Genomic DNA, 20,041 nt, shown 5'->3' with positions numbered 1-20,041 from the left:
CGTGGACGAGTTCTACTACCGCCGGTCCACCGGTCAGTTCAACTTCGATGGCTCGCAAGGACCGTGGGCCGCCGCCTGCAACGCGACTCCCAGCCTTCCCGAATGCGGTGACTCCAACGTTCTTGCCTTGGCCGATTTCCTGGCGGGAGATGTCAGCACCTCTTCCATCTCGGTGGGCGACGCGGAACGGTACGTATCCGTCACCGGCGTCGACTTCTTCGCCCAGGACGATTGGCAGATCACGCCGAAGCTCAACATCAACTATGGACTCCGCTGGGAGTATTTCGGCCCGCTCCATACTGTCGGCACTCCGAACCTCGGCGAATTCGTCGATGGTCAGGGTCTCGAAATCCAGGGACAAGGTGTCTCAAATATCTTCAACCCGGATCACCACAACTTCGCTCCCCGTCTCGGCTTCGCTTATCAGCCCATGACCGGCCTGGTAATTCGCACGGGAGCAGGGTTCTTCTTCGATCAGATCAATATGAACCCGTTCCTCGACTTCCGTCCGCCGATCTCCGCCGCAGACGGCCTCGAAGATAATCCCGTCGGTCCAAATCCCGTCGATAACTACAGCCGCAACGGCTATAACTGGACCACCGCGCAGGCGGGCGGCGCATCTATCTTCCCCGGCGTAACCACTTGTAACGGTAACTTCGCCACGGATCCCAACTGCCTCAGCTCGTCCCAGATATTCAACGTCTTCTCGGTCAACCAGAATTTCCGTACACCCTACTTTATCAATTACAACTTCAACATAGAGAAGGCGATCGGCAGCTCGTCAGTTCTCACCGTCGGCTATGTCGGAAGCCAAGGGCGGAAGCTCGGGGTGATGGAAAATATCAACCAGGACGGTAAGTTTAACTCGTACTTCCCGAACTACGGCTCCATTATCCAACTCAATAGCGAGGGTACGTCGAACTACAACTCTCTCCAGACCACTTACAAAGTCCGGCAATGGCACGGAGTCGCGGCCCAATTTTCCTACACATGGGCCCACGCGCTGGATGAAGTCACGGAGTACCGCGGTGTGATCCCGTTCGATAGCTTCAACCTGAAGGAGGATTACGGCAGCAGCGATTTCGATACGCGCCACGCCTTCACCGCGTTCTTCAGCTACGACATTCCCGGGTCCTCGCACCTTCGGGTGCTCACCGCCGGCTGGACGGCCAGCGGCTTAGTCACGGTTCACAGCGGACAGCCCTTCAACTTCGATGCCGGCACGCAGCGGCCGGGGCTGAACCTTGTCTCGAACCCCTTCGCGGGGGTGAATCATACGTTCGTCGCGGGGGTGGGTGAAGAGTGGGTGAACCCGGCGGCGTTCTGCATACCGGGCGCGATCGGCTGCCCCGGCACCACCGATCCGGCCGGTAATGTCGGCCGTAACGAGTTTTACGGTCCCGGCTTCGCCGACGTCGATCTATCCGTCTTCAAGACGTTTGACGTCGTCAAAGAGCGTCTCCGTCTGCAGCTCCGGGCCGAGATGTTCAACGTATTCAATCGCATCAATCTTGCGACCGGGGCCGGCTCGGTAGGTTCGAATGGTGTCGTGGGCGACACCATCGGCGATTTCAACGGCGCCCCCGGTCTCGGACCCGGCGAGCCTTTCAACATGCAGCTCGCCGCGAAAATCATCTTTTAGATCAACCGCCGGCGGGTGGGACGGTTGCCGTCCCACCCACCAGGGATTTTTACATCCCTTTACGACCTTTGGCCCGCTCCTAGGAGTAACGTTTAGAAATCAGGAACGTTTTTACTTTTGAGGAGCTCGTATCCAAATGAAAAAACTTTCTCTATCCGCCGCCGTTTTGGCGGCTGCTTCGATGATGCCGGTGGCGGGCTTGTTCGCCCAGTCGACCGTCACCACCCCGACCCACACGCCGCCCACCCCAGCCCAAAGGGTCGCCAATCAGGTGTCGCGGCTAACCACATTGTTGACCCTGACTTCGGCCCAGCAGGCCCAAGCCACGACGATCTTCACCACGGAGCAAACTGCCATTTCCGGTTTGTGGAGCAGCATGAAGACCGCCCACACTGCCTTGAAGACCGCGATCGAGGCCAATGATGTCGCGACCATCGGGACGGAGTCCGCGCAGATCGGCTCGCTTACCGGCCAGGAAGTCCAAGCGCACGCCGTCGCCGACGCCGCTTTCTACGCGCTGTTAACCCCCGAGCAGCAGACCAAGTACGCTTCACTGCCTCACGGTGGACCGGACAGCTTCGGAATGCATCGCGGTCCCGGCGGTCCTGGGCTTTAACACCGCTCACTCACGTGCGCGGCTCCGTAGGTTCGGTGTGTTGCTTGAGCCGCGCGCGTAAGCAAGCCGGTTTGCTTCATATCGAGAAACGGTACCCTTGTCCGCGGATTGTATGGATGTGGTCCGGAGTCTGCGGGTCGCGCTCCAGCTTCTGCCGCAGCCACGCCACATGCACATCCACCGTTCTCGAAGATACGTCCCCCCGATATCCCCAGACATTCTGCAGAATCTCATCTCTCGGCACCACGCGCCCGCGATGCTGCACGAGATACTGCAGTAACTGTAACTCCTTGCCCGCTATACTTACTCTCTGACCGGACTTAGTCAGATAAGCCCGTTCGAAATCCACCTCGACGTCTCCGAAACGCACGGTGCCGCCTAGCACGCGGTTATCTTTCCCCGCCCGCCGCAACAGCGCTTCCACCCGCGCGATTAGTTCTTCCGGATCGAACGGCTTGGCCAGATAGTCGTCGGCGCCGGAACGTAATCCAAGCACCCGGTCCGCCACCTGGGTCCGTGCCGTCAGCATAAGAATCGCGAGATTGCTCTGATGCTCCCTTAGTTCCCGGCACACTTCGAACCCGTTCTTGTGCGGAAGCATCACGTCCACAATCATCAAGTCAAAGGCCTTACTCTTACCCAGAGTTACGCCGGCATCGCCGTCCGCGGCGGTTTCTACATCATGACCTTCCGCCGTTAGTAAATCGGACACCGTCAGGGCAAGGTTCCGTTCGTCTTCTACCAGAAGGATTAAAGGCATCTTAAATGGGGGACCTGATCGGAAGCCTGACGATGAATTCCGCGCCGCGCATCGGCTGGCTCAGCACCGAGACCGAACCTCCGTGCGCTTCCACGATGCTGCGCACCAGACTAAGTCCGAGTCCGGTGCCGTGAACCTGGTTTCTAACCGGGCGATTGCCCCGGAAAAACGGCTCGAAGATGCGCTTCTGTTCCTCGACCGGTATTCCGGGCCCGCGGTCGGCAACGCGGATCTCAATGGATGCTTCGGATTCCGGAGTAGCCGCCGCCGAGATGCCAACCCAGTTACTACTCCCGGTTCCCCGATGGGTTCCGTACTTCATCGCGTTGGCCAATAAGTTGTTCAGCGCATGCTGCATGGCCGTTGCATCCACGGAGATAGAAGGCAATCCGGGCTCTACGCGCTTTTCGATAACGACTTCCGGCGGATGCACCGTGCTGGTAGCACTAATGCTCTGTTCGATAAGCTCGTCGACAGAAACCTCTTCGCGCATACGGACCAGTTTCCCGCTTCCCGCCGCCGCAAACAGCAGCACCTGCTCCACCAGCGCCGATAACTTTTCACTTTCGTTTTGAATCAGATTGCTGTACTGGGCCACTTGCTCCGGGCGCGAAACGATCTTGCCGCACAGGTTATAGGCGGCCGTCCGGATAATTGTCACCGGGGTGCGGAGCTCGTGGGAAACTCCGGCTACGAAGTTGAATTGAAGCTGCGCCAGTTTCTGCGCGTGCCGCGAATAGCGGACCAGCGCCGCGCCCGTCGCCAGAATCAGCACCAGCAGTCCGGCGGATATCGCGGCGTTGTCCCAGCGCGCCCGCGTAATCACGCATTCCAGCGAACCCGGCCTATAGCGAACGTTGATCCTCCAGCGGCCCTGCGGTTCGGGTCCACGCAAAAGCGCGCGCGGCCGCTCCGCACCCGCGGCGTGTTGCTCCGGCAAACCGCCGAACGGCCGCCAATCCGGCCGTACACCGAATTCCAAAAGATTGACCGACGCATCGGCGGCGCGCCGGTCCACGTCTTTTCCTTCGCTGGAGCGGAAGATCACGGCGCTTGGATCGCGGCTACTGACGATCTCCGTCTGCAGTGCGAGTTCGCGGCCCTCGTTCAGATAGCGGCTCACCAGACCCGGGATCATGTCGCGGCGCAGATAATCGAGATCGAGTTGCAGGAGCAGCCAGCCCGGCGGCTCACGACTGATCCGGCCGAATCCGAAAAGCGGCATCTCGATGATATTTGTGTTTGACGGCCGCGGCGGCCCGTACTCTGTTCCGGCAGCGCGCGCGCGCAAGCGGTCCAGCACGCCCGCCCACTCCGCCGGCGCTTCGATGGTTCGGAGCAATCCGGTGGAAGGATCCGCATCCCACAGCCGGATCTCGTCGCCGTCCGGCACCGCCAGAACAACGCGGCTGAAATAATGCACGCGAGATCGCTTCCAGGCGGCTAACTTCGCCGCGAACGCCCTCTCCAGCCCCACATCCCGAAGTTCCGCGGGGCCCGGAGTTAACGCGAAGACCTGCGCGTTGATCTCGCTATTGAAGTCTGTGCGAAACCGATCGAGGCGGCTTTGTAAATCGACGTGCAGCCGCGCTTCTTCGGCCTTGCTCAGTTCCTCCAACCAGCGATTCTGCAGCCAGGCGAGCACGCCGCACAATACGCAAAGCACGGCGATAAAGGCCCACGGCGCCCAGACCTTTTGGGCGGTTGCGGCCGGCTGGCTGAAAAGGTCCTTTAGCCGGATGAACATCGATGAACCACGTTGATGGGGGATCAATTCCGGCTTCATTCGAGATTCATGCAGAAATCGTTTGAATCGAACGCTACTCCAATTAGACCAGTAAAATACCGGCGAAGTTACCGCCGCGAAGGCCGCCGGTGTAGAAGCTAGGCCGCCGCAGCGGCAAAGCTCTTGCTCTCCAGCCGGACGCCGCGCGCCGCCTCGCCGATCGACCGGATGATCGTCACCGTCCTGTCGTTATCCTCAGCCGCCCTGCCCGAGAACATTTCAACCGCATCCAGAACGCGGCTGGCCACATCCCGCGCCGTCGTGTTCACCACGTCCCCGAGCATCCTCGGAAATGCGCCGAGAAAAGGCCGGTTCCCCGGCGCGGCCGCGTCGGCAACGCCTTCCGTGAATGCAATCAGCACGTCACCCGGCTCGAAAACCACAACATGCCGCGCGTATACGCTTCCGAGGCTAAGCCCCAGCACCGCATTGGAACTCTCGAGCCTGTCGACGCGATTCGCGCGTCCGCGCACCACAATCGCGGTCTCCTGCCCGGCACTGACGTACTCCAGACGCCGCTGCTCCGGATCGATGCGCGCGCATAGCAGCGAAGCGAACACATCGCCCGGCGACACTTCCCACATCATGCGGTTCAGCTCACGCACAATGCGTCCGAGATCGCGCTCATTTTCCAACCGCGAGCGGAGCGTCGCCTGCAATCCCGCGGCGAGCAGGGCCGCGGGCGCCCCGACCGGCGCGACCTTGCCCAGCGTCATCAGAAGTTCCGTCTCATTGGGATGCAGGAAGCCGAAAAAATCGCCGCCCAGGCAGCCGCAACGCTGCGAGCGGCCGTGATATTCGAGTCCCGAAACATGTGGTCCTACTGTAGGAAGAAAGCGCTCCTGCAGTTCCTGGGCGGTTTCGAATTCGTTGCGAATCCGGTCGGTTTCCGCCACTTCAGCGGACATCGCTTCGGAAAGCCGCGGATTCGCGAGCAGCACGCCCACCGACGCGCACAAAGCCCGCACCATCTCCATATCGCGCTCCGTGTACGATCCTTTCGCTCTTCGCGGTCCGATCGCGAGCAGCGGTTCCATCCCGGCGACATTTCCGATCCGCGCGATTATTGCGGGTAACGCTTGTGTCCGTTCACCGAGGGTTAACACTCTATCCGAGGTGGACCGCCGTAACGCATCGCAGACGCACTCGATGCAGGCCTGCACATTCGGCCGCTCGCCCATCACGCAGGCCACTTGCAGATCGCGCCCGAAGCGCACCAAGCCCACGATCCAGTTGCAGTCGAGCCAGTGCATCAAGTCTTCGGCGACGCGCGCCAGCAGGATCAGCTCGGGTCGGGGGTTTAGGTGATTGGAATGGATGGGGGAGAAAAGCTGAACGGGAAGAGTTTCTAAGCTTCGCATACCCGAATGACGATGGGATTCGGGTGTTTGGGAGGGCTTCGGTGTAAAGAATCTTTAAAAACAAAGTAGATGCACAAATCAAGACATTAGATATTCGATTGGACTAATGGAACGGCCTTCGGTATGCTCGGGTGTGAATGCGATTCACTCTTGCTTTGATCGTCCTGTTGACGACTTTCGCGTACGCGCAAGGAAGCTCAGCTAAGAACAAGCAATTTGTCTCAGAAGTTTTAGCTGCCGCCCGTTCGTACATGGAGGCAAAAGACTTCGACCAAGCCGTCGCGACGCTAACCTCCGCAGTCGCCGCGCAAGCTCAGGCTTCCGTGAATCCATCGGAATCCACGCCGCTTCTGGCTAAACTCGCTGAAGTCTATGGATTGACGAAGGATTGGTCCGATCAGGAAAAGACGTTCGAGCAATTGGGGGCGATTTGGGGCAATACAGCGGGACCAGACTCGCCGATTGTCGCTCACTACGTGCTCGCGCAGGCGATTGCTTACGAACGAGCGGGCGATTTCGCAAGCGCCGACGCAATGGAGCAGAAAGCGATCCCAGTATTGAACCAGCTTTACGGCCAGAACAGTTGGGCGGTAAAGTTCGCGTTACAGAAATCGTCCCGCTTGCAATCGAAGCTAGGGAACGAAGAGAAATCCAAAGAAATGACGCGCGAAGCGGCCCCCATAATGCGAGGGGTCGATCCAGGGCGCAGTGTGACAGCGCCGAGATTACTGTCCAAGGTCGAACCTACTTACGCGGAACAGGCTCGCAAGGCACGATACGAAGGTACGGTAGTCCTGCGGGTCGTGGTAAGTCCCGAGGGCACTGTTGAGGAACCCTCGATCGTTATGCCCTTAGGTTTGGGGCTGGACGAGAAAGCAATAGAAGCGGTGAAAAAGTGGCGCTTTGAGCCGGGCACGAAGGATGGCAAGCCAGTAGCCGTAGTCGCGAATGTTGAGGTAAACTTCCACTTACTGTAATGCTTATCTGTGTTCATCTGAAACACCTGCCAGCACTCTGAGCCGCGACGGCAACGGAGCTGGTGCTCCGGAAAAGAACCTTTCGAATGCTTTTGCCGCGAGAAAGCGGATGCCCAGGTTGTAACCGCTCCGTCACCGTCGCGGCTCGGTATGTGGTATTTTGCAGCCCCCGCGGCAACGGAGTGTTCAACGTTTTCATTCCCCAGGTGGACCGCAGGCCATCTGTGGCTAATTAACTTCTGTTGAGCGTTGAGTAAGGGGCAACTCCCAAGTCCGCATATTCCCCCCGCCGCGCCTTCCCGAAAGCCGCGGCCGCGATCATCACTGCGTTATCCGTCGAGAGCGCCCGCGTCGTGAAATGCACCGGCGCCTGCAGATCCGCTTTCGCCGCGGCGGCGCGCAAGCCCTGATTGCTCGCCACCCCTCCGGAAATAATCACTGCCCGCGCCCCCATCTCCCCGGCCGCTAACGCCGCGCGCCGTAAGAGTTCATCGATCACCGTGCGCTGAAAACTCGCCAGCATATCCACCGTCGCTTGCGGCGTCACGGCCCGCCATTGCTCAATCGTCGGCCGCGGATGCACCGCCAGCAATTCGCGCCGCGCCGCGAGCTCGCCCGATAAATCGCGCGCTTCGGTCCATCGCAACACCGCGGTTTTGAGCCCGCTGAAGCTGAAGTCCAGAGGATTCCCCTTCATCCGCACCGCTGTAAACGGCACCGCGCGTCCGTTGCCGAAAGGAGCGAGTTGATCGATAATCGGTCCACCCGGATACCCGAACCCGAGCAGCTTGGCCACCTTGTCATAAGCCTCGCCCGCCGCGTCATCGCGCGTGCGTCCCAGCAAAGCGATGCCGCCGTCCGGCTCAACTCGAAAGAGATGCGTATGGCCGCCGCTCGCAACCAGGGCCAGGGCAGGGAACTCGACCGGCGTTCCTTTGCGTCTCGATTCAAGAATCACCGCGTAGATATGCCCCTCGATGTGATTCACCGCGATGAGCGGTTTCGACAGCGCGAAAGCCAGTCCCTTCGCATACGTCAACCCCACTAGCAAAGAGCCCACCAGCCCCGGTCCGGCAGTAACAGCAATCGCGTGGAGGGTCTCGAGCGCGGCATGTGCTTCGTCCAGTGCCAGCCGCACGACGGGCACAATCGCGCGCAGATGCTCACGCGATGCCAACTCCGGCACAACGCCCCCGTACTTCCCATGGGTATCGAGCTGCGAAGCAACCACCGACGAGAGAATCTCGATTTCGTCGTCCACCACAGCGGCCGCCGTCTCATCGCACGAACTCTCGATCGCCAGAATGCGCAAGTCCCAGCGTAGCGTCCAAAGCTGCGCTCTACAAAAACACCGGCAGTGAAATGCGGAACTCCGCTCCGTGCGGCAGGACGTCGTGTACTGAAATTGTCCCGCCGCTTTTCTGCACCAGCTCTTTCACCAGCGCGAGGCCTAACCCGTTGCCTCCCTTGTTCGATTTGGTTGTGAACAGCGGCTCGAAGATGCGTTCGCGCAATTCCGGCGGCACGCCCGGTCCCGTGTCCGCTACCGAGATCGTTGCCGATGCCGAACTGCGCTCGGTCGATAACCGGATCACGCCCGGTCCCGCCATCGCATCCACCGCGTTCAGACAAAGATTCGTAATCGCCTGCTGCATTTCGAACGGCGCAAAATCGATCGTGCAATCCGAGCGGCAGTCCACTTCCAGCCGATTGCCGGCGGGCAACAGCGGTCTCACGAACATCGCGGCTTCGCTTACGGCCGCTTTCAACGACACCGGCTGGAAGATACGGCGCTCACGATTATTGGGCAGCAGTTGCCCGGCTAATTTTGCGCAGTCCTCGGCGGCCTTCATCGCATATTTGGCATCCGGATCGTCCGGGCACATCATCAAAACACGATCTAATGCGTGAAGCAGAATCATGATCTGGTTGTTTAAGTCATGTGCGACGCCGCGTACAAAGATATTTACGTCTGTCATCCCGCATTAAGGTTAGAGTCTCTGAACGGGCGCCGACTCTAAATCCGTCTTATAAACGTTGCAGAATAACGCAGATACACTAGTTTTTGTAGTGTGACTGAATGCCTGAGGGGTTTGGCAAACTGATTGCCTCTCCACCGGCATGAAGAGGTCAACACTCGCAATCGTTCTTATTACTTCGGGATTTTCAGTTACTTGTTTTGCGGCCGATTTCAATGTCGGAATGCAGTGCTATAACTCAGGTGACTTCGGTTGCGCAAGCCGCGAGTGGCAGGGTTTGGCGGACAAAGGCGTCGGGCAAGCCCAATATAATCTCGCGCTGCTTTATTCGCGCGGACAAGGCACTGATCGCGACCTCGTGAAAGCGGCTCAGCTGCTGGAGAGCGCGGCCAATCAGGGCCTGGTCCAAGCTCAATACAATCTCGGACTCGCATACCTCGCCGGCTTGGGCGTCGAGAAGAATGAAAACACAGCTATAAGCTGGTTCCAGAAAGCCGCTGAATTGGGCGATCCCAACGCCGCCGATAATCTGGGAACCATTCTCGAAAAGCAAAAGGATTACGAGAATGCGATGAAGTGGTACCGGAAAGCCGCCGACGCCGGAATCGCCGAGGCGGACTTTAACATCGGTTCGATGTACGACTTAGGCAAGGGCGTTCAACAGGACCCCGTGCAAGCCATGCAGTGGTACCGAAAGGGCGCGGATCTCGGCGATGGCGCCTCGCTCTGTAACATCGCAATTCTCTATTACAACGGCGAAGGCGTGAAGATGGATCGCGCCAAAGCGTATGAGTATCTGTTGATCGCCCAGCAAGCCGGCGAGCCGCGGGCCGCCAGCCTCATGCAGTGGGTGGATGACAAGGTTCAAAAGAAGGATAAAGATCGCGCCATGCAGCAGGCCCAGGCGTGGATAAGTTCGCATCCGTTGCACCGCTTCATCTCCAACTTCTCGGCGCCCGATGCGATCATCGAAGCCGACTCTAAAGTGGAGCCGCAACCGGTTCGGGCAGGCTTGTAACATCTCCCCCGGAAGGTTGAACGACACTTCAGACCGTCCCTCCCCCGCGCATGCCTGGAGCGGCATCTTAAACTCTAGGCATGCGCTTTTGTTTTTGCGGACTCCTGGTTGGCTCCGCTCTCCCCTTCGCACAATTGATCGCCGCGCCTCCCCCCGCGCCTCCCCCCGCGCCTCCCGATGCGGATTCCGGACCTCAATTGCCCGGCTACTCGGGAATGGTGGACCGCAGCATCAATCCTTGCGACGACTTCTATAAGTACGCGTGCGGCACATGGCTGAAGAACAATCCGATTCCCCCGGATCGTTCGCGATGGGCACGTTTCGATGAATTGCAGGAGCGCAACGAAACCATCCTCCGCGCCATCCTCGAAAAGGATGCCGGGCAGCCGGACTCCGGTTCGGCCATCGACCGCAAGATTGGCACGTTTTACGGAGCGTGCGTCGACGTGGCGACCGTCGACCGCAAGGGACTTGAGCCGCTGCAGCCGGAGTTCGACCGCATTCGCGCGATTCACGACCTGCCGAGCCTGAGTGCTGAAGTCGCGCGGCTACAGCGCATGGGAGTCGATGCGGTATTTTCGACCGGCTCCGGGCAGGACTTCAAAGATGCCACGAAGGTCATCGCGAACCTCGATCAGGGCGGTCTCGGTTTGCCCGAGCGCGATTATTATTTCAAGACCGATCCTACTTCAGTGGACCTGCGCGAGAAGTACGTCAAACACGTCGCTCGTATGTTCGAGCTGATGGGTGAACCTGCCGAAAAGGCGGCTGCGGACGCGGCCACCGTCATGAAGATGGAAACGCAACTGGCGAAGGCTTCCATGGACGTGACATCGCGCCGCGATCCGGCCAACGTTTACCACCCCATGACCCCCGAGAAGGTCGCCGCCCTCGCGCCCGCGTTCGATTGGAAACTGTTTCTTCCCGCCGTTCATGCCGAAGGGCAATCCATCAACGTTGCCGCTCCAGATTTCTTCACTGGAATGGGCGCGATGCTTAACCGCCTGAGCTTCGATGACTGGAAAACTTACCTGACCTGGCACTTACTGCACGCGGAGGCGCGCTTACTGCCAACTAAGTTCGTGGATGAGAATTTCAACTTCTACGCCAAGACGCTGACCGGCCAAAAGGAGCAGCAGCCAAGGTGGAAGCGCTGCGTGCGGTTGACCGATTCCGATCTCGGCGAAGCATTAGGTCAGGCCTATGTCCAACAGACTTTCGGATCCGAAGGCAAGGCGCGGACGCTGAAAATTGTGAATGATATCGAAGCGGCGATGCAACAAGACTTGGAGACCGTCGATTGGATGACACCGCAAACCCGCAAGCTTGCTCTGGAGAAATTGCATGCGGTCGCCAATAAGATCGGTTATCCGGATAAGTGGCGAGATTACTCAAAGGTCGAAGTGCTGCCGGGCGATTTGGTCGGTAATGACGAACGCGCGACGGAGTTCGAGTTCGACCGCCAGATGGCTAAGATCGGTAAGCCGGTGGATAAGACCGAGTGGGGCATGACGCCGCCGACAGTTAACGCGTACTATGATCCGCAGATGAATAACATCAACTTCCCGGCCGGGATCTTACAGCCGCCTTTCTATACCGCGAGCAGCGACTTCGCCACAAACTACGGAGCTGTGGGCGCCGTAGTGGGACATGAGTTGACTCACGGATTTGACGACCAGGGCCGCCAATTCGACGCCGCGGGTAACTTCACTGACTGGTGGCAGCCCGAAGACGCGAAGGCTTATGAAACGCGCGCGAAGTGTATCGAAGACGAGTACGGTAACTTCCAGGTCGCGCCGGACGTGAAAGAGAACGGAAAGCTGACCGAAGGCGAGAACATTGCGGACAACGGCGGCCTGCGTCTGGCCTATGCCGCATTCACCAAACTAATGGCCGGCGACAAGCTGACTGACGTGGACGGCTACACCCCGCAGCAACGCTTCTTCCTCGGTTTTGCGGGGATGTGGTGTACCAACGACACGCCCCAGGCGCGGAGACTCCAAGCGGCCACCAACCCGCACTCGCTTTCCGAATTTCGCGTAAACGGGACTCTGGTTAACATGCCGGAATTCGCCCAGGCCTGGAGCTGCAAAGTGGGCCAACCGATGGCGCCGAAGACGAACTGCCGCGTCTGGTAGCAAACACGCGGCGTATCAGCATACTGAGCCGCGACGGTAACGGAGCTGGTGCTCCGGAAAAAGAAGCTTCGAATGCTTTTGCCGCGAGAAAGCGGATGCCCGGGTTGTAACCGCTCCGTCACCGTCGCGGCTCAGTATGTGGTATTTTGCAGCGACTCAAATACTGCAGACGTTTTCATTCCCCAGGGTGGTCTGAAGACACCCTGTTCAATCCGGCATTGCCGGAGGCTATACTGAGCCGCGACAGCAATGGAGCTGGTGCTCCGGAAAAGAACCTTCGAATGCTTTACCGCGCGAGAGCGGATGCCTAGGTTGTAACCGCTCCGTCACCGTCGCGGCTCAGTATGTGGTATTTTGCAGCCCCGCGGCAACGGAGTGTTCAACGTTTTCATTCCCCAGGGTGGTCTGAAAACACCCTGTTCAATCCGGCACTGCCGGAGGCTCTACTGAGCCGCGACAACAATGGAGCTGGTGCTCCGGAAAAGAACCTTCGAATGCTTTTGCCGCGCGAGAGCGGAATGCTCGAACAGGAGTGACTTTTCAATACGGGTCCATCCGCGGCTAATTGCCCTACCCTACGGTTGCAGCGTCAGCGGTGTCACCGGCTTCCCATCGCTCCAGCTCCCCATATTGACCTGGTCCGCGGAACCGTGACCCAAGCCATAGCTGCAGTCGGCGCCGTGCAGCGCACAGTTAAACAGACCCACGCTGAGCTTCCAGGTCACGTTGTAATCCCGGTCATCGACGCCGGAGCCCCCATCCCCGTAGCCGTTGGTATCGGGGAAAAAGTGGTTTCCGACCTGAGCCGGTGAGCCATGGAAATCGGAATTCACCAGAAGAAGGTCTCGATTCGCCGCCGCAACCGCGCGTTTCAGCGAATTCCAGATTGCCGCTACAGTCGCCGAGTTATTGGTGTCTTGATCGCCGTGCGCCACCACAACACGAATCGTTGTGCTGATAGACGAGAAGTCCGTCGATATAGCCGATCTGCCGATCCCCGGTGAGAACGCCGCAATCGCGCGCGGAAGCGGAACGCCGTCCACGGGACTGACGGAAAGCTGCTGCGCGACCGCGAAGCATTGCACGGCTCCCATCGAATGCCCGGCGAAGACGGTTTCGATTCCCCGCGAGTCCGCCGCAGGTGGGATCAGGCCCGGCCGTCGGGACGCCAGCAGTTGCAGTGCGGCGTGCCAACTCTGGATAATGTTCGCTGAGAAATTGCGCGGCGGCTGCCGATAGTCGTACGCGGGGAAAACGACCGTGTATCCCATGCGGGCGAGATGCGCCAGCCAGTACAAATACGTGTCCGGACTGTCTCCCAGGGGATACCCTTCGCCGGGAACCAGATAGCCGTGCAGAAAGAGCGCCGCCGGTAGTGACGCGGGCCGTGTGCCCCCGGCCGGTTCAAGAATGTAGAACGCGGTATACGGCTCCGGATCCTTCGGATTGACGAAATACGGCCCGAGTTTCTGGTATGAAGGATAGAGGTAATCTTGGCCACCAGGTCCGGTGAGCGGCTGTGCAGGGGGCGCCGGCAGTTGCCCGGACAGCCGAATGGCCATCAAAGACAGAACTGTGATGTAGCGCAACATTTAAGATTTTTGGGAAGATTCCGGGACATTCCGTAAGTGTAAACGACATCGTCCGCACCTGAGACCGGTTAGAAGTATCGGAAGACTGATTGCTGGCGATTGCGCATCGGAAGTGGAACGCTGCGGGAAACGATACTGAGGATAATAAGGAAAAAAATGAACTGCCCGAATTGCAAAGCCGATCTTGATCTGGAAGAAGAAGAATTGGAGGAAGGCGATCCGGTATCGTGCGACGAATGCGCGGCCGAGCTCCGTGTCGCCAGCACGCACCCTCTCGAACTGGAGCCCGTTGACGATGACGTCGACGAGGATGAAGACGACGACGAAGAGGATGAGGATTTCGACGAGGATGAAGACGAAGACGAGCTGGAGGAAGAGGAAGAAGAAGACGAGTGGTCATAACGGATACGAAGTTAAGATTCCTCAGTTTGCGTAACGTCCGGTTTCCCGCCGCCATCGAAACGGGTATGAACCTGATCTCCCAACCCGCTCGCGGCGGCTTGTCTGTTCTCGCGGCAGCGATTACGCTGCTTGCTCTGTCCGCTGGGCCCGCCCCCGCCCAGCAGAACAAGGGCGGCCCCGCGGTAAGGGATGTGCAGGGGATCGTGACCGATGCCGACGGCAAGCCGCAGGCGGGCGCGATCGTTCAGCTTAAGAACACCAAGACGCTTCAGATCATTTCGTTCATCACCAAGGAGCAGGGCGACTACTACTTCCACGACCTGAGCGCGGATATCGACTTTCAGCTTTCAGCCGAGCGCGGCGACAAAACGAGCGCCGTCCGAACGCTGAGTTCGTTCGATACGCGGCGTCAGGCGGTTCTGAACTTGAAGCTGGATCACGACAAGAAGTAACGGCTATTCGGCTCCGAGCTCGTGGATGAGGAACGCGTCGGCATCCGCGGTGTCGGCGAACGATTCGTCTTTCGATGACGCCCCGTGGCCGGATGTTCCGCTGGTATGCAGCAGGACCGGGTGCTTCGTCGCGGTTGCCTGCAGTGCCGCGGTCATCTTACGCGAGTTCATCGGATCGACGCGCGGGTCGTTGTCACCCGTGAGGAACAGAACGGCCGGATATGTTTTGTCGGGCTGCACGTGATGATAGGGCGAGTAGGCGTAAAGTGCGCGGAACTGGTCGGCTTCTTTCACGGTTCCGTATTCGGTGATGTTGAATGCGCCGTTGGGCGTCAGCTCATTGCGCAGCATGTCGTAGATGCCGACGCCGGAAACCACGGCTCGATAGAGGTTCGGATGCTGGGTCAGTTCCGCGCCCATCAGCAATCCGCCATTGCTGCCGCCCTGGATTCCCAGCTTTGACGCGTTCGTGTATTTGTGATCGATCAGGTAGTGGGCGCAGGCGGCGAAATCGTCGAACACGTTCTGCTTGCGCGTTAACCGGCCGGCGTCGTGCCATTCTTCGCCGTACTCGCTCCCCCCGCGTAGGTTGGCTTCCGCAAAAACGAATCCGCGTTCCAGTAAAAGGAAACGGTTGGCGCTGAAACTGGGACGCCTGGCGATATCGAAACCTCCGTAACCGGTGAGCAGCGCGGGGTGCGAACCATCGAGGACGAGGCCTTTCTTGCGGATGATGTTGATCGGAATCTTCGTGCCGTCCTCGGACACCGCGAAATCCCGGACGACTTCGTAGGGGTCGGTCGCGACCGGCGATGTCGAGTGGAACCGGGTGGCTGTCAGTGCGTTGGAGTTGGGATCGAAACGGTAATAGCCGAACGGCGTCAGGTATCCGCCGAGAGCGATCAGCAGCTCTCCATCTTCAAGACGCGAGACACCGTACACCGACGAGACGGGCGGCAATGAGACGTCCCGCGAATGGCTGCCGTCGCTGCTCATGAATCGCAAGCGCGAAGGGCCGCCCGCCATCTCGGCGACGCACAGACCCGCGGGGGAAGGGAAGAACTCCTCAATCACGACGTCCGATTGCGCGTCGACCGTCTGTGCTTCTTTAAGAGATTGATTCAGGTGCAACCGCAGAATCTTCCCGCGCGGCGCGTTCTCCTTCGAGAGCAGAAACGCGTCGTTGTCGAAGCCGAATGCGAGCTGCGTGATGCTGTCCGCATAACCCGCCAGTTTGCGCCAGGGCTGCCCCGGCGTAAGGAGCCACTGCTCGTACTCGCCGCCATCGCCGTTCTCAACTGTCGCCGCCATGCTATGCCCATCATGCGAACTGGAAAGCACAACCTCGGCGATGCGCGGAAACTCCTTGCCGATCGCATAGGTGTCCGCGTCCGTTGCCGTGCCGAGGCGGTGAAACCAGACCTGCTGATAGAAGTCCATGTCAGCCGCGGGACGTTCGGAGCCGCGCGGGTAGCGGGTGTAGAAGAAGCCGCTGCTATCGGCATTCCAAGCGAGGCTCCCGCCCGCGGTACCGCCGTTGACGCGCGGAATGAGGTCTTTCAGCGCTTTGCCGGTCGCCGTCTCGTAGATGTGGACGTCGCCGCTTTCACTGCCGCCGGCGGAAAGTGATACCGCGAGATACCGGCCGTCGGTCGAAGGCACAAAGAAATCGAAGTTAGTGGTGTGCGATGGGTCGATCTGATCGGGATCCACCAGCACGCGTTCCGAAGCGAGATCGTCAAGCGATCGGAACGCGACCAGGACGGGATGCTGCTTCGCCGGATCGCTCTTGATCGCGATGATCACTCCGGGACGGGACTCGAAGCCGCCGTAGGTGATCTCGCGCTTCTTGTCCCACGCATGGAGTTCGTCGAGGATGGCCGCGCGCGAGGGCAGGGAATCGAGAAACTTCCGTGCGATCGCGGTTTCGGCCGCGGCCCAAGCTTTAACCTCCGGGTTTTTTGCGTTCTCGAGCCAGCGATAGTTGTCGGTGACCGACACGCCATGATAAACGTCGACCACGGGCTTTTTCGGCGTGGGCGGCAATTGCGTCTGCGCCGGCATAACGGATGTTAGAAGGAAAACGATTCCGGAGTATCTGAGGAGCAAGAGGCTCTCCCTGTGCTAGTTGTAGAGACTAGTATGAATGAACGATAGCAGCGAATGCGGATGTTCGAAGGAAAACGATTCCGGAGTATTTGAGGAGCAAGAGGCTCTCCTCGTGCTACTTGTAGAGACTAGTCTGTCATGCCGAGTTTGACCGTTCAGATCATCACGCTTCTGGTTCTCGCGATCCCCATTGCGTCGGTTGCCTGGACCGTCACGCATGAAGAGGTGTTCCGGGAGCCGCGTGAATTCTGCAAGCGCCGCAGCGAGACTTGCCGAAGACTGGTGGAGCGCAAGTTTTTCTATCTGTTCACTTGCGAGTACTGTTTCAGTCACTACGTCACCGCCATTTTCCTTTTCATCACACGTTTTAAGCTGCTCTTTCCGGATTGGCGCGGCTACCTGTTATCGCTGTTCGCGCTGGTCTGGGTCGCCAACGTCTATCTGAGCTTTTTCGGTCACATTCGTCTGGAGATCAAACGCGAACGCGTCGAAATCGAGCACAAGGAAGCAGTCACTGAAATTGAAAAGGCCGCCGTTTCCGGTGAGGGAACAGGCGGCTCAACGCCGATTCCGATCAACCGCAGCTGAGCTCGGCAGGATGGTCACTGTATATCGAGCAGAACGGTATTTGAAGTAAGACCGGCGGCGCGGTAAGAGTCACCTGGGATTGGCCGCTACCCATCAGGGAGAGCGGCAGGCTGATATTGACCTGATCGAGGCCCAGGAACTCCTTTTTTGTCGCGCGCCCGCGAGTGGCCGGCGGACTCGCCATCGCGCACGGAAAATGAAAAAGCCGCCGGTCCCGGTGAGGGAACAGCGGCTCAATTTGAAAATCGCCGGTCGGAGCTAAGATTCGCTCGTCTCGTTCTCAGCGCCTTCTTGCTGCGATTTGAGTCGCTCCTCGCGACGCTTGGCGCGTTCGGCCGCGCGCTTCACCAGTTCCGTACCCACCAACTCCAGCTTGCAGAGTTCGGCGCCGTCGCCCTTGCGGAATCCGAGCCGCGTGATCCGGGTATATCCGCCATTGCGCTGGCTGAACTTCGGACCGAGCGTGTCGAACAGCTTCTTCACCGAAGCCGGCGTTTCGAGAAAACCAGCCGCCTGCCTGCGCGTATGCAGCGTGTCTCGCTTGGCCAGCGTGATCATCTTCTCGACGAGCGGCTGAGCCGCCTTCGCCTTCGGAATGGTGGTGACGATGTAGTCCGTGATGATGACGCTGGTCACCAGGTTCTTGAGCAGCGAATTGCGCGCCCCAACGTCGCGCTTGAGTTTGGAAGTCCCGACTTTGTGTCTCATGAAGTGCCTCTATTGTTCAGCAGACAGGTCGTCCGTGTCAAAGCTGGTTTCCGGCGAACCCGCGGCGGGCGGCTGCAGACGGCCATGCGCGTCGGGACGCATCCCCAGCGACAAGCCCATACCCTGCAGGATTTCCTTGATTTCGTTCAGCGATTTGCGGCCGAAGTTCTTGGTGCGCAACATCTCGGCTTCCGACTTTTGCACCAGCTCGCCAATGGTCTGAATGTTGGCGTTCTTCAGGCAATTGTAGGAACGAACCGAAAGCTCGAGTTCTTCGACCGAGCGGTTGAGCTGATCGCCCGTGCGCTCGATCCCGCGCTCCGGCTGCTCCGCTTCGGACTCGGCCACTTCTTCGAAGTTGATGAAGATCGTCATGTGGTCTTTGATCAGCTTGGCGGCGTAGCCGATCGCGTCCTGGGGGGCGACCGCGCCGTTGGTCCAGACTTCCAAAGTCAGCTTGTCGTAATCCGTCATCTGCCCGAGGCGTGCGGCTTCCACCGTGTAGTTAACTTTGCGAACCGGCGAATGAACGGAATCGATCGGGATGTAGCCAATGGCGAGATCCTCGTCGAAGTTTTTATCGGCGCTCACGTAGCCGCGGCCCATCTTGAGGCGCATCTCGATCTCGAGATGGCCGCCCTCGCTGACCGTCGCGACATGCAGGTTGCGGTCGAGAACTTCAACATCGGCGTCGGTCTGCATCTGGCCCGAGAAAATCTCTCCGGCACGGTCTGAAACCAGACGCACGGTCTTTATCCCTTCACCCATGATCTTGAAAGGAATCTGCTTGAGGTTGAGGATGATATCGGTCGCATCCTCGACGACGCCCGGGATCGGGCTGAATTCGTGCTCGGCGCCGGAGATGCGGACGGCGGTGATAGCCGCGCCTTCGATGGAGCTGAGCAGTACGCGACGGAGGCTGTTGCCGATGGTGGTGCCGAAGCCGCGCTGGAAAGGCTGCGCGGTGAACATCCCGTACCGTTCCGTCAGGGTATCGGTGTTCGCGACCAGGCGTTTAGGTTTCTGAAAGCCCTTGAACATATCTTTTTCTTTGATTCCTCAATGGGGTACAACGTTGCGTGCGTGTCGCGCAACGTTCCAAACCGACCAAATTTTATTAATCCACTGTTACTTCGAGTACAATTCGACGATCAGCTGCTCGTTGATCGGAATCTGTACCAGTTCATCGCGTCGCGGCATGCCGGAAATACGGCCTTTCAGATTGTCGCGATCGACGTCCATCCAGCTCGGCGATGGGGCGTGCGCCGTAGCGTCGCGAGCCGACAGAATGGTGGGATTCTCCTTGCTGGAGTCACGAACCGAGATTTCGTCGTTGGGCTTCACCACGAACGACGGAATGTTGACTTTACGGCCGTTCACCTGGATGTGGCCGTGGCGCACGACCTGGCGCGCCTGCGGGCGGCTGGTGGCGAGACCCATCCGATAGATGACGCTATCGAGACGGCGCTCCATCAGCGAGAGCAGGTTCTCGCCGGTGATGCCCTTCATGTGGGCCGCTTTCTCGTAGCTGTTGCGGAACTGCGTTTCGAGCAGGCCGTAAACGCGCTTGGTTTTCTGTTTCTCGCGGAGCTGGAGACCGTAGCCGACGATCTTGGCTTTGCGATCCTTGCCGTGCTGGCCGGGGACGAAGTTGCGCTTTTCGATGGCGCACTTTTCGCTGTGGCAGCGCTCGCCCTTCAGGAATAATTTCATGCCCTCGCGCCGGCAGAGCCGGCAAACGGGGCCTCGATAACGTGCCAAATCTTTCTCCTTTACCTTGTCACGTGCGGTTTACGCGGATTGTGCGCCGCTTCGTCCCGCTTGCTTGCTGAACTACTACCGCTCCGTTACCGTCGCGGCTCGGTAACCACACCGGCCAAACCGCTCCGTTACCGTCGCGGCTCGGTAACCAC

General features: G+C 59.1%; 18 protein-coding genes. 8 read left to right on the top strand and 10 right to left on the bottom strand.

The annotated features are described in order from the left end of the window. The coding region (locus H1Y01_RS02755; protein WP_180538566.1) for a TonB-dependent receptor domain-containing protein at positions 1–1,642 on the top strand (1,642 nt) is incomplete at its 5' end. A gap of 136 nt (positions 1,643–1,778) precedes the next feature. Beyond that, complete coding sequence (locus H1Y01_RS02750; protein WP_180538565.1) at positions 1,779–2,258, top strand: Spy/CpxP family protein refolding chaperone; 480 nt, start codon at positions 1,779–1,781, stop codon at positions 2,256–2,258. Between the two features lie 76 nt (positions 2,259–2,334). Here the strand turns inward: H1Y01_RS02750 and H1Y01_RS02745 are convergent, their stop codons facing one another. From H1Y01_RS02745 to H1Y01_RS02735, 3 genes are all read right to left on the bottom strand, one after another. Beyond that, positions 2,335–3,018 carry a response regulator transcription factor gene (locus H1Y01_RS02745; RefSeq protein WP_180538564.1) on the bottom strand — a complete coding sequence of 228 codons (684 nt, stop codon included), beginning with the start codon at positions 3,016–3,018 and terminating at the stop codon, positions 2,335–2,337. A gap of 1 nt (position 3,019) precedes the next feature. Further along, on the bottom strand, positions 3,020–4,765 hold the full coding sequence (locus tag H1Y01_RS02740) for a sensor histidine kinase (protein ID WP_219341207.1): 1,746 nt from the start codon (positions 4,763–4,765) through the stop codon (positions 3,020–3,022). Positions 4,766–4,902: 137 nt separating this feature from the next. After that, positions 4,903–6,165, bottom strand: coding sequence for a PP2C family protein-serine/threonine phosphatase (locus tag H1Y01_RS02735; RefSeq protein ID WP_180538562.1), 1,263 nt, complete (start codon positions 6,163–6,165; stop codon positions 4,903–4,905). Positions 6,166–6,302: 137 nt separating this feature from the next. On the opposite strand from H1Y01_RS02735, the gene H1Y01_RS02730 reads away from it, so the two are divergent. Then, positions 6,303–7,142 (top strand): TonB family protein, encoded by an 840-nt coding sequence (locus H1Y01_RS02730; protein ID WP_180538561.1) that lies wholly within the window; start codon positions 6,303–6,305, stop codon positions 7,140–7,142. A gap of 232 nt (positions 7,143–7,374) precedes the next feature. Here H1Y01_RS02730 and tsaD read toward each other — a convergent pair whose 3' ends face one another. Together tsaD and H1Y01_RS02720 are read right to left on the bottom strand one after the other, a co-directional pair. Beyond that, on the bottom strand, positions 7,375–8,454 hold the full coding sequence (gene tsaD / locus H1Y01_RS02725) for a tRNA (adenosine(37)-N6)-threonylcarbamoyltransferase complex transferase subunit TsaD (RefSeq protein ID WP_180538560.1): 1,080 nt from the start codon (positions 8,452–8,454) through the stop codon (positions 7,375–7,377). Positions 8,455–8,482: 28 nt separating this feature from the next. After that, on the bottom strand, positions 8,483–9,121 hold the full coding sequence (locus tag H1Y01_RS02720) for a sensor histidine kinase (RefSeq protein ID WP_180538559.1): 639 nt from the start codon (positions 9,119–9,121) through the stop codon (positions 8,483–8,485). A 142-nt stretch (positions 9,122–9,263) separates the two neighbouring features. Here H1Y01_RS02720 and H1Y01_RS02715 point away from each other — a divergent pair, with 142 nt between their 5' ends. Together H1Y01_RS02715 and H1Y01_RS02710 are read left to right on the top strand one after the other, a co-directional pair. Then, positions 9,264–10,139, top strand: coding sequence for a tetratricopeptide repeat protein (locus H1Y01_RS02715; protein ID WP_180538558.1), 876 nt, complete (start codon positions 9,264–9,266; stop codon positions 10,137–10,139). 80 nt (positions 10,140–10,219) lie between these two features. Further along, entirely contained in the window at positions 10,220–12,277 is a 2,058-nt protein-coding gene (locus tag H1Y01_RS02710) for a M13 family metallopeptidase (RefSeq protein ID WP_180538557.1), read from the top strand. A 575-nt stretch (positions 12,278–12,852) separates the two neighbouring features. Here the strand turns inward: H1Y01_RS02710 and H1Y01_RS02705 are convergent. After that, entirely contained in the window at positions 12,853–13,869 is a 1,017-nt protein-coding gene (locus H1Y01_RS02705) for an alpha/beta hydrolase (protein ID WP_180538556.1), read from the bottom strand. A 156-nt stretch (positions 13,870–14,025) separates the two neighbouring features. Here H1Y01_RS02705 and H1Y01_RS02700 point away from each other — a divergent pair, with 156 nt between their 5' ends. Both H1Y01_RS02700 and H1Y01_RS02695 read left to right on the top strand, forming a co-directional pair. Then, positions 14,026–14,271: a hypothetical protein gene (locus H1Y01_RS02700; RefSeq protein ID WP_180538555.1), complete on the top strand. Its 246-nt coding sequence runs from the start codon at positions 14,026–14,028 to the stop codon at positions 14,269–14,271. A 26-nt stretch (positions 14,272–14,297) separates the two neighbouring features. After that, positions 14,298–14,723: a carboxypeptidase-like regulatory domain-containing protein gene (locus H1Y01_RS02695; protein WP_180538554.1), complete on the top strand. Its 426-nt coding sequence runs from the start codon at positions 14,298–14,300 to the stop codon at positions 14,721–14,723. Between the two features lie 3 nt (positions 14,724–14,726). Here the strand turns inward: H1Y01_RS02695 and H1Y01_RS02690 are convergent, their stop codons facing one another. Next, positions 14,727–16,787, bottom strand: coding sequence for a prolyl oligopeptidase family serine peptidase (locus tag H1Y01_RS02690; protein ID WP_180538553.1), 2,061 nt, complete (start codon positions 16,785–16,787; stop codon positions 14,727–14,729). 183 nt (positions 16,788–16,970) lie between these two features. On the opposite strand from H1Y01_RS02690, the gene H1Y01_RS02685 reads away from it, so the two are divergent. Further along, on the top strand, positions 16,971–17,420 hold the full coding sequence (locus H1Y01_RS02685; protein ID WP_180538552.1) for a hypothetical protein: 450 nt from the start codon (positions 16,971–16,973) through the stop codon (positions 17,418–17,420). A gap of 258 nt (positions 17,421–17,678) precedes the next feature. Here H1Y01_RS02685 and rplQ read toward each other — a convergent pair whose 3' ends face one another. The 3 genes from rplQ to rpsD form a co-directional block, all read right to left on the bottom strand. Further along, entirely contained in the window at positions 17,679–18,128 is a 450-nt protein-coding gene (rplQ, locus tag H1Y01_RS02680; RefSeq protein WP_180538551.1) for a 50S ribosomal protein L17, read from the bottom strand. A gap of 9 nt (positions 18,129–18,137) precedes the next feature. Beyond that, on the bottom strand, positions 18,138–19,169 hold the full coding sequence (locus tag H1Y01_RS02675; RefSeq protein ID WP_180538550.1) for a DNA-directed RNA polymerase subunit alpha: 1,032 nt from the start codon (positions 19,167–19,169) through the stop codon (positions 18,138–18,140). An 87-nt stretch (positions 19,170–19,256) separates the two neighbouring features. Beyond that, positions 19,257–19,889 carry a 30S ribosomal protein S4 gene (gene rpsD, locus H1Y01_RS02670; protein WP_180538549.1) on the bottom strand — a complete coding sequence of 211 codons (633 nt, stop codon included), beginning with the start codon at positions 19,887–19,889 and terminating at the stop codon, positions 19,257–19,259. Positions 19,890–20,041: the final 152 nt, after the last annotated feature.

Source organism: Nevskia soli (genome assembly GCF_903970205.1).
Classification (GTDB): Bacteria; Acidobacteriota; Terriglobia; order Bryobacterales; family Bryobacteraceae; genus Bog-113.
This window is presented reverse-complemented; position numbering and strand designations above follow the sequence as displayed.

Coding starts and splice junctions, on each gene's coding strand:
- H1Y01_RS02730 (WP_180538561.1), top strand. CDS start 6,303: ATGCGATTCACTCTTGCTTTGATCGTCCTGTTGACGACTTTCGCGTAC.
- H1Y01_RS02685 (WP_180538552.1), top strand. CDS start 16,971: ATGCCGAGTTTGACCGTTCAGATCATCACGCTTCTGGTTCTCGCGATC.
- H1Y01_RS02710 (WP_180538557.1), top strand. CDS start 10,220: ATGCGCTTTTGTTTTTGCGGACTCCTGGTTGGCTCCGCTCTCCCCTTC.
- rplQ (WP_180538551.1), bottom strand. CDS start 18,128: ATGAGACACAAAGTCGGGACTTCCAAACTCAAGCGCGACGTTGGGGCG.
- H1Y01_RS02705 (WP_180538556.1), bottom strand. CDS start 13,869: ATGTTGCGCTACATCACAGTTCTGTCTTTGATGGCCATTCGGCTGTCC.
- H1Y01_RS02715 (WP_180538558.1), top strand. CDS start 9,264: ATGAAGAGGTCAACACTCGCAATCGTTCTTATTACTTCGGGATTTTCA.
- H1Y01_RS02720 (WP_180538559.1), bottom strand. CDS start 9,121: ATGACAGACGTAAATATCTTTGTACGCGGCGTCGCACATGACTTAAAC.
- H1Y01_RS02745 (WP_180538564.1), bottom strand. CDS start 3,018: ATGCCTTTAATCCTTCTGGTAGAAGACGAACGGAACCTTGCCCTGACG.
- H1Y01_RS02690 (WP_180538553.1), bottom strand. CDS start 16,787: ATGCCGGCGCAGACGCAATTGCCGCCCACGCCGAAAAAGCCCGTGGTC.
- H1Y01_RS02700 (WP_180538555.1), top strand. CDS start 14,026: ATGAACTGCCCGAATTGCAAAGCCGATCTTGATCTGGAAGAAGAAGAA.
- H1Y01_RS02675 (WP_180538550.1), bottom strand. CDS start 19,169: ATGTTCAAGGGCTTTCAGAAACCTAAACGCCTGGTCGCGAACACCGAT.
- H1Y01_RS02740 (WP_219341207.1), bottom strand. CDS start 4,765: ATGTTCATCCGGCTAAAGGACCTTTTCAGCCAGCCGGCCGCAACCGCC.
- H1Y01_RS02735 (WP_180538562.1), bottom strand. CDS start 6,165: ATGCGAAGCTTAGAAACTCTTCCCGTTCAGCTTTTCTCCCCCATCCAT.
- H1Y01_RS02750 (WP_180538565.1), top strand. CDS start 1,779: ATGAAAAAACTTTCTCTATCCGCCGCCGTTTTGGCGGCTGCTTCGATG.